The organism is Corynebacterium sp. LK2510 (assembly GCF_040946405.1).
Taxonomy (GTDB): domain Bacteria; phylum Actinomycetota; class Actinomycetes; order Mycobacteriales; family Mycobacteriaceae; genus Corynebacterium.
This window is the reverse complement of sequence record NZ_JAYWLR010000028.1, coordinates 1-12,676: the sequence shown is the minus strand read 5'-3', so window position 1 is coordinate 12,676 and position 12,676 is coordinate 1. Positions and strand designations below refer to the sequence as shown.

Sequence of the window (12,676 nt, the reverse complement as noted above, 5' to 3'; positions counted from 1 at the left end):
AACATGTGTGTGGGGTTCACAGAATGATAATTGGATACCAACAACAGTAGTTTTTGTTTTGCCGTGTTGGCTCCGACAGGTGTGTCGGTGGTTGATGGCGGCGGGGAAACGCCCGGTCCCATTCCGAACCCGGAAGCTAAGCCCGCCCGCGCTGATGGTACTGCCCCCGGGAGGGGGTGGGAGAGTAAGTTACCGCCGACCCAACAACTTAACAACAAAGCGGGAGGGATCCCCTTTTCTCTAGCAATCGCTGCGCTTGCGCAGGGTTTGATGGAGGAGAGGTTGGGTCCCTCCTTCTTTCATGTTCTAATCGCATACTCGATGCTTGTGGCCGGTTTGAGCTGCCTTCGGCGTCATTGCTTGCGGTCGCTCTTTTCACCCTTACTCGAGTGCTGCTTTGCCGAAGCGGCGCCTATACTGGACGGGTCTACTCAGAAAGGTTTTCTATGTCGGATGACTCGAACGCCCGCAAGCGCGGCGGCAGGCCCTATGACAAGCGTCGCTCGGATTCTTCCTCCGGCGGGCGCGGTAGTCGCGATGGTGGCCCGAGGCGCGGTTCGGGCGACGGCCGGCGGGGCGATGGCTCTCGTCGGACAGAAGGCCGTCGTGAGGACGGGAGCTTCCGCCATAACCGATCGGCACCTCAACGCAAGGGCTTCCGCGAGGACCGTATGAACCAGCGTCTGTCGGAGCCGGATCTCCCGGAGGAGATTGACATCAACGAGCTCGATGCTTCGGTGCTGCGCGATTTGAGAGTGCTCTCGAAGGACAACGCCGACCGTGTCGCCAAGCACATGATCATTGCAGGCACGCTGCTCGAGGATGACGCGCAGCTGGCGTTGCGTCACGCACGAGCTGCTAAGAACCGTGCTGGCCGCGTTGGCGTCGTGCGCGAGACCGCCGGCATCGTCGCGTACCATGCGGGCGAGTGGCGCGAGGCGCTCTCAGAGCTTCGAGCCGCACGCCGCATGTCTGGAGGCCCGGGCCTTCTCGCCGTCATGGCGGATGCGGAGCGCGGTTTGGGTCGTCCCGAAAAGGCTCTCGAGATTGGGCGTTCGCCTGAGGCACGCGACCTCGATCCCGAGGCGCGCATTGAGCTCGCAATTGTCCTCGCCGGCGCTCGTCACGACCTCGGACAGCACGAGGCGGCGCTTGCTACCCTCGAGCGCCTCGGACCGAGCAAGGATTCCGAGGGCACGGAGAATGCGCGTCTGTCCTACGCCTACGCCGAGGCGCTGCTTGCGCTTGATCGGAAGTCCGAGGCGAAGGACTGGTTCGAGCACGCCGCACGCATCGACGCTGACGGCACCACCGACGCCGCCGCACGCGTCGCAGAGCTTGGGTAGGGTCGCGAATGCTGATCGACACCATCGATGCCCTTCTGCTCGATCTAGACGGCACCGTCTGGGAGGGGGGACGCAGCCTGCCCCACACCCCAGAGATCATTGGGGATGCGACTGTTCCAGTCGTTTTTGTCACCAATAACGCCTTCCGTCACCCCACGCTCGTCGCCACGATCTTGAATGACATGGGGATCAAGGCCGGAGCCGAGCAGGTCTATACCTCGGCTGGGGCCGCACTCGGGCTTGCCCGTGAGCGTGTTGGCGAGGGCGCACAGCTCTTGGTCATCGGTTCAGACAGTTTCAAGGACCTAGCGCGCGACGCTGGCTTTGTCCTTGTCGATTCGGCGGACGACGATCCCGCGGCCGTGCTGCATGGACACAACCCGGAGACCGGATGGAAGCAGCTTTCTGAGGCAGCGGTGGCTATCCAGCGAGGTGCCGTGTACCTCGCCACTAACTTGGATACATCGCTGCCGACCGAGCGCGGCTTCCTCGTGGGCAACGGCTCAATGGTTGCGGCAGTGACGTCCGTGACCGGGGTGACGCCGGAGGCGGCGGGCAAGCCGCAACCGGTGATGTTCCACCAGGCCGTGCGTGATCTCGGGGCAAAGCGACCGCTCGCTGTCGGTGACAGGCTCGACACTGATATCGCCGGCGCGGTTGCAGCCGGTATCCCGTCTTTGCATGTCCTTACCGGTGTGTCCGGGCCGCATGCGCTCATCGGTGCTCCCAAGGAGCAACGTCCGACGTACATCGGTAAGGACTTCAGTGCGCTGCGTGAAGGCGCCGAACAGCTCCTTCCGGGCCCTCAGGGAGGGTTCCAAGCGCGCATCGACTACAACGGCATTGTGTTGAGCGGCGGTGGTGCGAACCCGGATCCGCTCGCGGCGTTGCGTACTGTTTTGCAGGTGGCGTGGGACATGTCGGCCGCTCCCACAGAGGTGAGACCGGAATCCGCCGCCGCCGAGGAAGCGTGCGCTCAGTGGTGGTAAGCGGCCCGAAGCCTCGCGATCCGCGCGCTGCGCACGTTGATGGCGGTGCTATCACCGCCAAGGTCAACGAGATTTTGGCCGCAGAGACGAGCACGTTGCGCGAGGAAGCCGAAGTTCTTTCGCGCGCGCACGACGTGTTGCGCGGAGCGTTGCGCTACTCAAAGGAGAGTTGATGGCACCTGGACGTAGACGACTTGACGCGGAGTTGGTGCGACGCAAGATCGCGCGCTCGCGCGAGCAAGCACAGTCGTGGATTCGCGAGGGGCGGGTCGAGGTTGGCGGATTTGTCGCCACGAAGCCCGCGACGGTGGTGGAGCCAAGCGCGTCCATCAAGGTTGCCGTCGACGAGTCGGAATCCTGGGCGTCGCGCGGTGCGCATAAATTGCTTGGAGCGTTGGAGGTGTTCGGGGCGCAGGGGTTGGACGTCGATAAGCGGCGAGCTCTCGACGCCGGCGCCTCGACGGGCGGATTCACCGATGTATTGCTGTCCCGTGGCGCGCGCGAGGTTGTCGCCGTGGATGTTGGATACGGCCAGCTCGTGTGGAGGCTGCAGAACGATCCCCGGGTCACGGTTCTGGACCGCACCAACATTCGTCACCTCACCCCCGAGATGATGGGTGGGCCGGCTGATCTTATGGTTGGTGACCTCTCGTTTATCTCTCTCAGGCTCGTGCTACCCGCGATTGTCGCCTGCATGAGCGATGGCGCAGATCTTCTCCCTATGGTGAAGCCGCAGTTTGAGGTGGGCAAAGACCGCCTTGGAAGCGGCGGGGTCGTGCGGTCCAGTGCGCTGCGCGCCGAGGTGACGGCGGATGTTGCCAGGTTCGCGCAGCAGCTCGGGCTCGCGCTGCGCGGTGTCGTCGCATCGCCACTTCCAGGTCCGAGTGGCAACGTAGAATACTTCCTATGGCTCGTGAAGGGTGGAAGCGCTCAAGCGCTTGACGACGACACCCTTAACGCGATGGTGACCCGCGCCGTCGAGGAAGGACCCACGGAATAATGACGACTCGTAACCCACGCACGATCTTGCTTGTTCCGCACACCTACCGTGCGGGAAACATTACTGCGGCTGCGCGTGCCTCCGAATTGTTGACGGAAGCCGGCATTGAAGTTCGCCTCCTGGACCAACAGAAGATGGGCCCTGTGGGGGACGAGCCCGCGCTCAAGGCATTGGAGCGTGTCGAGGAAGGCCCCGAGGCCGCGGCGGGGTGCGAGCTGGTTCTCGTTCTCGGCGGTGACGGCACCTTCCTGCGCGCCGCCAGCTTCGCCCACGCCCAGGACGTCCCGGTGCTGGGCATCAACCTGGGCCACGTCGGCTTTCTGGCCGAGTGGGAGCAGGAGAGCATGGAGGAGGCCATCGGGCGGGTCATCGACCGCACTTACCGGATTGAAGACCGGATGACCATCGACGTGACCTTACTCGACTCCGAGGACAACGTCCTCGGCTGTGGGTGGGCGCTCAACGAGGCGAGCATTGAGAACGTCAACCGTACGAAGGTGATGGACGCGACCCTCGAAGTGGATCTGCGTCCGGTATCCACGTTTGGCTGCGACGGGGTGCTGATCTCCACGCCGACTGGGTCGACTGCCTACGCGTTTGCCGCTGGTGGGCCGGTTATGTGGCCGGAGGTGGAAGCCCTGCTCGTGGTGCCGAACAACGCCCACGCGTTGTTTACCAAGCCCTTGGTCGTCTCCCCGCGCTCGACGGTGGCGATCGAGTCAGAGTCGAACACCGAAGAGGCGAATGTGGTCCTTGACGGGTTCCGTTCCTTAGAGATGCCGCCCGGCTCGCGCGTCGAGATCGTCCGTGGACGCAGACCAGTGCGCTGGGTTCGCTTGGACGACCACCCGTTCACCGACCGTCTGGTACACAAATTCCAACTCCCTGTGTCGGGGTGGCGAGGGCCTGCAAACAAGTAATGCTCACCGATATCACGATTTCCAACCTTGGCGTCATCGCGCGCGCCACTGCCGAGCTCAGCCCTGGGCTGACCGTATTGACGGGTGAGACGGGGGCCGGCAAGACCATGGTGGTGACGGGGTTGCGTCTGATCACGGGAGGACGCGCAGATGCCTCACGGGTGCGCACCGGGGCAGCCGAGGCTGTCGTCGAGGGCGTGTTCAGCCTCGATGGGCTCCCGGATGAGCAGCGCGGCGCCGTCGTCGAGCTCGCGGACAGCGCTGGAGCGCAGCCGGACGAGAACGGCGAGTACGTGGTGGCACGCTCCGTGAAGGCGTCGGGGCGCTCGAAGGCGCACCTCGGTGGTCGGACTGTGCCGGCTGCCACCCTCGGGGACGTCACCTCGCACTTGTTGACCATCCACGGGCAAAACGACCAGCTGCGCCTCATGTCACCTGATCAGCAGCTCGCTGCCCTGGACCGGTTCGCCCCGGAGGCGGTAGCCGCGTTCGAGGTCTACAGCCAGGCATGGAAGCAGTGGCGCGAGGCCGCGCGGGATCTGAAGGAGCGCACGGAGAAGCGGCGTGAGCTTGCGCAGGAGGTTGACAGGCTGCAGTTCGCATTGCACGAGATCGATTCTGTCGCACCCGTCGACGGCGAGGACGAGGACCTCGTTACCAGCATCAACCGCCTCCAGGACGTCGACGCGCTGCGCGAGGTGGCGGAGGCTGCTCTCGTGGCCATCGACGGGGCGGATGCCGTTGGCGGGTTCAGCGCCGACGAGGAAGCGGCGGCGAGTCTGGTGGGCAAGGCGGCGAGCGGGTTGGCGTCGGCAAGCGATCCGCACCTCAAGGAACTCGGCGAGCGCTTGTCCGAAGTCGTGGGCGTCCTCGCCGACGTGTCCGCGGAGCTGGGGAGCTACACCGCCGACTTGCCGAGTGATCCCGAGGAGCTCGAAAAGCAGCTGCAACGCCAGCAAGAGCTCAAGGCTCTCACGCGGAAGTACGCGCCCGATATCGCCGGCGTGCTCGCCTGGCGGACCAAAGCAGCGAAGAGGCTCGCCAAAATCGACACCTCCGCTGAGGCCGTCGACGAGCTCAAAAAGCGCGTCGCCGAGCTGGAAAAAACCATGGTGGCCCGCGCCAAGGAGCTCACCGCACAACGCACGAAAGCTGCGGCGGCGTTGGGGGAGGCGGTGACCGCTGAGCTGCGGGGGCTCGCCATGCCGAAAGCGAGGCTCGTGGTCGCCGTGGAGCCGCAAGCGTATTCGCGCGACGGCGCCGACGCTGTGGAACTGCGCCTCGCGCCCAACGACGTCATCGAGCCACAGTCGCTGGCCACTAGCGCGTCGGGTGGAGAGCTCTCCCGCGTCATGCTCGCCTTGGAAGTGATCCTGTCAGCTGAGACGTCGGGCGCCACGCTCGTCTTCGACGAGGTCGACGCCGGAGTGGGCGGGCGCGCCGCGGTGGAGATCGGGCGCCGCCTGGCGCGGCTGGCCACGCGCAACCAGGTCATCGTCGTGACCCACTTGCCACAGGTGGCTGCCTATGCCGATACGCACCTGCATGTCGCGAAAAACGTGGGTGATGAAACGGTGACCTCGGGTGTGACCACCTTGGCAGCGGAAGCGCGCGTGGAGGAGCTCGCTCGAATGCTCGCCGGGATGGAGGATTCGGAGACGGGCCGCGCGCACGCAAAGGAGCTTTTTGAGCGCGCCCAGCGTGAAGTTGCTACTTTGCGGAGCTGATTTCCCGCGCGCCTTCCAAGTTTTGGTGCGTTGACGGCGCACAATGGGGTGCATGACTGTCTCTTCTCGCCCTTCCGATGAGCCCAACGGCTCGACGATTGCGACACCTGCGACGCCTGCGCCCCAGGTTGAGCTCCGAGGCACGGTCCGCGAATGCCTCACGGGCACGCGGGGGACTCACCGCGTGCGCCCTGGTGACATCGCGGTTGTCGACGCGCCCGATATGACCCGCCGCGCGGCGGAGCAGCTCATCGCGGCCCAGCCTTCCGCCGTGATCAACCTGTCACGCTTTTCCACCGGCGCGATCCCGAATTACGGGCCCCATATGCTTCTCGACGCCGGGATTCCCCTCTTCGAGGACGCCGGAGCCGAGCTTCGCGCCGTACTTCGCGACGGCAAAAAGGGTGTTGTGGTTTTTACCGGCGCCACCACCGCTGAGGTGACCCAGGGCAAAAAGCTCCTCGGGCAGGTCCGCGCGGTTCAGCGCCGCGACGTCGACGCGTCGTTCGCGACAGCGCAGCAGAGCCTGCTTGACCACATGGAGGCGTACTTCGGCAACACCATCGAGTTCATTCACTCGGAGGCGCCTTTGCTTATCGACGGCGTCGGGGTGCCCGAGCTGGGATCGACGATGGCCGGACGCAAAGTCGTCATCGTTGAGCCTTCCGACGACTCTGAGGTGGTGCGCGGCAAGGTCGAGCGGTTGCGCAACTTCATTCGGGAGTACGCGCCTGTGATCATTGGCGTGGGCTCTGCGGCTGACACTCTGGCGGATTTGGGCTACGACCCCGACTTCATCGTCGGCGACCCGTTGAACGTCTCGGCGGAGACTCTGCGCGGCGGTGCCCGCGTGATTCTCCCGGCGGATCCGGACGGACACGCCGCCGGCCTTGAGCGCATTCAAGATCTCGGCGTGGGGGCGATGACGTTCCCCGCCGCCACGGATTCCCCGACGGATCTGGCAATCTTGCTTGCCACGGTGCACGAGGCGGAAACAATCGTCACTGTCGGAGAGCCTCTCGACGCAGAGTCGGTCTTCGCCCGCGCCCCCCACGCCACGCCGGCCGCTTTGCTGACCAGACTGAAGGCTGGCTCGCGGCTGGTGGATTCCACCGCTATCGAGAGCCTGTACGCAGTTGCGCCGCGCAACGGCCTTGCGTGGGCATGGGCGATCCTTGGTCTGCTCGTCACCCTGGCAACGGTGATCCTGGTTGCCGGGCTGAACGGCCCCGGCACCTTCGCCGACAATCTTGCCGCGACGTTCAACGCCGTGGCCGACACCGTCCGCGGCTGGGTCGCGCCGCAGGCAGGATAGGTCGCAATGGTGCACCGAAACGGACGAAAGAACCTCACCCGTCGCGGGGGCCGGTTCCCGGTGTGGCTCGCTGGCCTGGGCTGGGGCGTCGCCGCTGGCGTGGTGGCCGGGTCCCTCGTGCTCGCCCCGGCGCTCGACGGCGGGGCGCATGGCGCCGCCGCTCCATCAGCGCAGGAGACACAGCATGATTCCGCTCGCGCCGATCGTGCAGAGGCTGAGGCTGCCGCCGCAAACGAGTTGCTCGTAGCGGAGGCACCGACGCTCGTCGAGGGCACGCTGACCGACTCCGCCGTCATGCTCCTGCGTTCGCCAGGCGTTGATCCGGGGCAGGTGGACCGTTTGCTCGAACTCCTTGACGCCGCCGGTGCCGACCCGGCCGGCACCCTGACGCTGACGGAGAAGTTCACCTCATCCGAGGGCGCCGACCAGCTTGGCTCGATTATCGCCAACTCTCTTCCCGCTGGCACACAGTTGACGGTGGAGAACCCGTCTGCGGCAACGCACGCGGGGGAGAGCCTCGCCGACGCGCTGACAACCGGGCCCGACGGCACCCCGCGGGCCACTCCCGAGGACAGGGCGTTGGTACTGGACGCGCTCACCGAGGCCGGTTACGTCACGCAGGACTCAGACGTGGTGGCGGCCGACGCGGTCATCATCGCGCTCGGTGACGTGACTTCAGAGGATCGGGAGTTTGCTGGTGAGGGATTCGCCGCCACGGCTGTTGCCGACTTCGCCACCGCGTTGAGTGCGCGCGGAGTTCCGGTGGTCGTCGCCTACGAAGGCGCCGGCGCCAACCAGCTCGAGGGCGCTCTCGCATCTCGCGGGGACCACAGCGTGGCAACACACGACGTGCTTGACACGGAGGCAGGGGCGATCTTGACGGTGCGCGCGGTGCGCTCCGAGCTCGAAGCCCGCTGACACCGACCAGGTACGTTAAAGGCTATGTCGCACGAATTCACCGTCACCTCGTCCGAGTTGCTTGTCGACGCCCCCATCATCGCCCTACGCCGCGATCGGGTGGTCATGCCCGGTGGTGGCGGGACCGACCGCGAGGTTGTCGAGCACTTCGGTGCTGTGGCCGTCGTCGCGCTCGACGCTGACGGCCGTGTCGCATTGGTGGAGCAGTACCGCAGGTCTGTTGACCGCCGCCTGATCGAGCTTCCAGCCGGCCTCCTCGACGTCGGCGACGAGCCCGCGCTCGAGTGCGCCCGACGCGAGCTGCAGGAGGAAGCCGGCCTAGCTGCGAACAACTGGGAGGTGCTTGTAGACATCGTGACGTCACCGGGGTTCTCAGATGAGGCCGTCCGAATCTTCCTCGCGACCGACCTGCGCGAGGTGGACCGCCCCGAAGCCGAACACGAAGAGGCGGACATGGCATTGCACGTCGTGCCGCTGGAGACCGCGCAGAAGCAGGTGTTGGCGGGTAAAATCACCAACTCCATCGCTGTGGCGGGAATCCTCGCCGCGGCCGCGGTTGTCGCGGGGGCGGCGCAGACCCGGGGCACCGAGGTGCCGTTCGACCTGCGCCCGACGCGGTTGGCGGAGCGTCGAAAAGCGCTGGGTCTGGGTGCGGACATGAAGCGGATCTGATGGGGCCCTCAGCCGTGGCGAAGCTGTGGCTCGATCACCTCGTTGTGGAGCGGGGACGGTCGAGCCACACGCTGAGTAACTACCGCCGCGACCTGCTCCGCTACACGCGGTGGCTCGAGGCGGTAGGGCGTGATGATCTGGGTGAGGTCACCTCGCAGGACCTCGAGGCCTACGTCGCCGACCTGCGACGCGGCTCGGAAAACCGCGCGCCTCTCGCCGCGTCATCAGCGGCGCGGGCGTTGTCCGTGGTGCGAGGGCTGCACAAGTTCGCCACTGCGGAGGGCCTCCTCGCAGCCGACGTCGCCGCACGGGTGTCTCCGCCCGCCGCCGGCACCGTGCTGCCGGACACGCTCAGCATCGAGGAGGTCGCAACGCTTCTCGACGCCTGCCCGACCGATACCCCCACCCAGCTGCGCGACAAAGCACTGCTCGAGCTGCTGTACGCCACCGGTGCGCGCGTCTCTGAAGTACTCGCGCTTGCCGTCGACGACGTCGCGGAGCATGACGGGGTCATCACCGTCACTGGAAAGGGCGGGAAGCAGCGGCTCGTTCCCGTCGGCGGTGCCGCCAATGCGGTCGTTGAGGCCTACCTCGTGCGCGGGCGCCCTGCGCTGGCCCGGGGTACCTCGCACGCGCTGTTTCTCAACAAACGGGGAGGCGCGCTTTCGCGCCAGTCTGCATGGACCGTAATTAAGGATGCTGCGCATCGGGCTGGGGTGGACAAGGACATCTCTCCGCACACGCTGCGCCACTCCTTTGCCACCCACCTCCTTGAAGGCGGCGCCGACGTGCGCACAGTCCAAGAGCTGCTCGGTCATTCCTCGGTGACGACGACACAGATCTACACCCACGTGACAGCCGACAACCTCCGAGAGGTGTTCCTGGGGTCCCACCCCCGGGCCCGGTAGAGGTGGCAAAAGCGGAACTCGAGCGCGCTTCGTTGTAGGATTGGCGATTTGCGCAACGGCTTTGACAAGAATCAGTGCCGAGAACCACTGAGAAAGGACTCCCATGAGACCACAGACGTATGTTGCCACCCTAGCCGCCGCGGTTGTGCTGGGCGTTTCGGCTGGACCCGTGGTTGCCAACGCTCAGATTCCTGCCGGGTTGGACCCCGCGCAGGTGCAGGAGATGCTGCCTTCTCAGATTGAGGTTGCCGCAGGTGAGAGCACGAGCGTCGACGTCGGGGTGCCCGTCAACGTGGGTTATGCCTCCGGAGGCTGGAATGTCTCTGCCAGCGGCACAGTCGTCACGGTTACTGCTCCGGATCAGCCTGGTGCGACTGCGAGTGTTCCGGTAAGCGCGGCGGGTTACAGCGCGGTAGTCAACCTCGTTGCTGTCGGTGACGGCGCTGGCGCGGCTGGGGTTGCAGACACCGCACCTAACGGTACTGCCGATGGGGACGCTGCCCAGGGCGGCGCCGTAAACGAGGGTGCTAATGGCGGGGCGGCTGAAGGCGCAGCACCGTCTGGTCCGGTAAATCACCCCGAGCGTGAGCTCGCGGCGCCAGTGGAGATGGGCGAGGCCGTTCGGCTCGACTTCGAGGGCACCATCACCGATAACGTCATCACCGTCAAGGTTCCGTTCTCTCAGGCACGCGAATTGATGCAGTACATGGGCACCGACCGCGAGGGGGCCTCGCTGCGCTATGTCGATGTCAATGGCCAGATCATTGAAGGTGTGACTCGAGACGTCGAAATCACCTCGCGCACCCTGACGTTGACCTATCCAGAAGGTGAAACGCCGGACAACCCCTTCATCATGGAGGTGGTGCGCGATGATGCCCGCACCGAATTCCTCGCAGTCATCACGTCCACCAACGCGCCCTTGGAGGTAGCGACGGTGGCGGACAGCCCCTATGCACAGTTCGGGGGCACGGGTACCGGGGCCGAGGCACCGGCTGAGCAGTCGACCACGGATACGTGGCGTCAGGCTGGGCCGATGGTCCTTGGCGGCTTGGGCGTGATTCTTCTTCTTGGCGCGGTTGCGGCCCTGGCTACTCGACGCCGCAGAAATCACAACGGTGTAACATACGAGTCAACCCGCTAAGGTAGACCCAAGCGCGCGAGGGGAAGGTGTGTCAATGTCGGACGGCTCGTTGTTTGAGGCCAACAATGGCGACGGCGTCAAGGTGGGACTGACGGGTCGCCCCGTCCGCGACTTGCCACAGCCCAAACAGCTGGACAAACACGGCCCCGCCACGGTGATCTCTATGGTCAACCAGAAGGGCGGGGTGGGTAAGACCACCTCGACCATCAACCTCGGAGCCTGCCTTGCGGAGCAGGGGCGTAAAGTCCTGCTCGTTGACTTGGACCCGCAAGGCGCGCTTTCGGCCGGTCTAGGTGTGCCGCACGACGAAGAGCAGACCACGGTTTATGACCTGCTGTTTGACAACACCGCCAGCATCCACTCGGCGATCCGCCACTCGAATGTTCCCGGGCTTGATCTGGTCCCGGCCAACATCGACTTGTCCGCCGCGGAGATCCAGCTCGTCAACGAGGTTGGCCGCGAGCACACCCTGGGACGCGCGCTGCGTCCGGTGCGTCGCGAGTACGACGTAATCATTCTGGACTGTGGCCCGTCGCTTGGTCTCCTGACCGTCAATGCGTTGGCCGCGTCCCACGGCGTGATCATTCCCATGGAGTGCGAGTACTTTTCCCTGCGCGGTCTCGCCCTTCTCACCGACACGGTGGAGAAGGTGCGCGACAGGCTGAACTTCGATCTGGAGATCGTCGGCATCCTGGTTACGATGTTTGACCGTCGCACCACCCACGCGCGCGAGGTGATGGATCGCGTCATCGAAGTGTTCGGTGACACCGTTTTCGATACCGTCATCACCCGGACGGTGCGCTTCCCAGAGACATCCGTCGCCGGTGAACCGATCATTACCTGGGCTCCGTCGTCGCAGGGCGCGCAGCAGTACCGCAACTTGGCTCTCGAGGTTTTGGAGCGCACTGAGCGGTGAGTCAGTCGGCTGATCGGGGCGGCCAGCTAGGGGAGCAGCCCGAGATCACGGGTTTCACCCTCGTCCTGAACAATTTCGAGGGTCCGTTCGACCTGCTGCTCAACCTGATCAGTTCCAAAAAGCTTGACGTGACGGAGGTTGCCCTAGCGGAGGTGACCGATGAGTTCATTTCCTATACCCGAGCCTTGGGCCAGATGAACCTCCTCGACGAAGTCACCGAGTTCCTTATGGTTGCGGCGACACTGCTCGACCTGAAGGCAGCACGATTGCTGCCGCGCGGCGAGATGGCAGACGAGGCCGATCTCGAGCTCATCGAGTCCCGCGACCTTCTCTTCGCGCGCCTTCTCCAATACCGCGCTTACCAAAAGGTGGCGGACATGTTTTCCCAGTGGCAGCGCACCGCGTCACGACGCTACCCGCGCGCCGTCGGGATCGAGCCGCGGTTTGCCGAACTGTTGCCGCCCGTGACCTTGGGCCACACCCCGGCAAGTTTCGCGCAGCTAGCCGCGAGTGTGTTCCGTCCCCGCCCACCCGAGACAGTGCGGACCGACCACGTCCACGCCGCGGCAGTATCCGTGCCGGAGCAGGCGGGCAAGATCCTCGACACGCTCAAGGTGCTCGGGGCGGGCCAATGGATGACCTTCAATTCATTGACAAAGGACTGCATCCGCTCCATCGAGCTCGTCGGCCGCTTTCTCGCGCTGCTCGAGTTGTACAAAGCCCGCGCGGTGGACACCCAGCAGGAGGAGGCGCTGGGACCATTGGAAGTGGCGTGGACCGGCCTCGACGTCGACCCAGCCGTCGTCGCGGCGTCCAACTGGAAC

The 12,676-nt window shown here is 65.1% G+C and carries 12 protein-coding genes and 1 rRNA gene; all 13 read left to right on the top strand.

The features are described 5' to 3' along the window. Positions 1–83 precede the first annotated feature (83 nt). Positions 84–201, top strand: a 5S ribosomal RNA gene (gene rrf / locus VVR41_RS10340). Between the two features lie 470 nt (positions 202–671). Further along, positions 672–1,346, top strand: a complete 675-nt coding sequence (locus VVR41_RS10335) for a hypothetical protein (protein WP_368524700.1) — start codon at positions 672–674, stop codon at positions 1,344–1,346. Positions 1,347–1,354: 8 nt separating this feature from the next. After that, entirely contained in the window at positions 1,355–2,335 is a 981-nt protein-coding gene (locus tag VVR41_RS10330) for an HAD-IIA family hydrolase (protein WP_368524699.1), read from the top strand. Positions 2,336–2,507: 172 nt separating this feature from the next. Beyond that, the gene (locus VVR41_RS10325) at positions 2,508–3,335 is read left to right on the top strand and encodes a TlyA family RNA methyltransferase (protein WP_368524698.1); all 828 of its coding nucleotides are present in this window, start codon (positions 2,508–2,510) and stop codon (positions 3,333–3,335) included. Further along, positions 3,335–4,255 carry an NAD kinase gene (locus VVR41_RS10320; RefSeq protein WP_368524697.1) on the top strand — a complete coding sequence of 307 codons (921 nt, stop codon included), beginning with the start codon at positions 3,335–3,337 and terminating at the stop codon, positions 4,253–4,255. The genes VVR41_RS10325 and VVR41_RS10320 overlap by 1 nt, the downstream gene beginning before the upstream one ends. Beyond that, positions 4,255–5,982 carry a DNA repair protein RecN gene (recN, locus tag VVR41_RS10315; RefSeq protein WP_368524696.1) on the top strand — a complete coding sequence of 576 codons (1,728 nt, stop codon included), beginning with the start codon at positions 4,255–4,257 and terminating at the stop codon, positions 5,980–5,982. Before VVR41_RS10320 ends, recN begins: the two co-directional genes overlap by 1 nt. 43 nt (positions 5,983–6,025) lie before the next feature. Beyond that, positions 6,026–7,297 carry a putative cytokinetic ring protein SteA gene (gene steA / locus VVR41_RS10310; protein ID WP_368524695.1) on the top strand — a complete coding sequence of 424 codons (1,272 nt, stop codon included), beginning with the start codon at positions 6,026–6,028 and terminating at the stop codon, positions 7,295–7,297. A 6-nt stretch (positions 7,298–7,303) separates the two neighbouring features. Beyond that, positions 7,304–8,215, top strand: a complete 912-nt coding sequence (locus VVR41_RS10305; RefSeq protein ID WP_368524694.1) for a copper transporter — start codon at positions 7,304–7,306, stop codon at positions 8,213–8,215. 24 nt (positions 8,216–8,239) lie between these two features. After that, on the top strand, positions 8,240–8,887 hold the full coding sequence (locus VVR41_RS10300) for an NUDIX domain-containing protein (protein WP_368524693.1): 648 nt from the start codon (positions 8,240–8,242) through the stop codon (positions 8,885–8,887). Next, entirely contained in the window at positions 8,887–9,795 is a 909-nt protein-coding gene (xerD, locus tag VVR41_RS10295; RefSeq protein ID WP_368524692.1) for a site-specific tyrosine recombinase XerD, read from the top strand. Before VVR41_RS10300 ends, xerD begins: the two co-directional genes overlap by 1 nt. A gap of 103 nt (positions 9,796–9,898) precedes the next feature. After that, on the top strand, positions 9,899–10,936 hold the full coding sequence (locus tag VVR41_RS10290) for a hypothetical protein (protein ID WP_368524691.1): 1,038 nt from the start codon (positions 9,899–9,901) through the stop codon (positions 10,934–10,936). Between the two features lie 34 nt (positions 10,937–10,970). Next, complete coding sequence (locus tag VVR41_RS10285; protein ID WP_321102910.1) at positions 10,971–11,852, top strand: ParA family protein; 882 nt, start codon at positions 10,971–10,973, stop codon at positions 11,850–11,852. Beyond that, positions 11,849–12,676 (top strand): ScpA family protein (locus VVR41_RS10280; protein WP_368524690.1); only part of this gene is annotated, 828 nt, incomplete at its 3' end. The genes VVR41_RS10285 and VVR41_RS10280, both read left to right, overlap by 4 nt.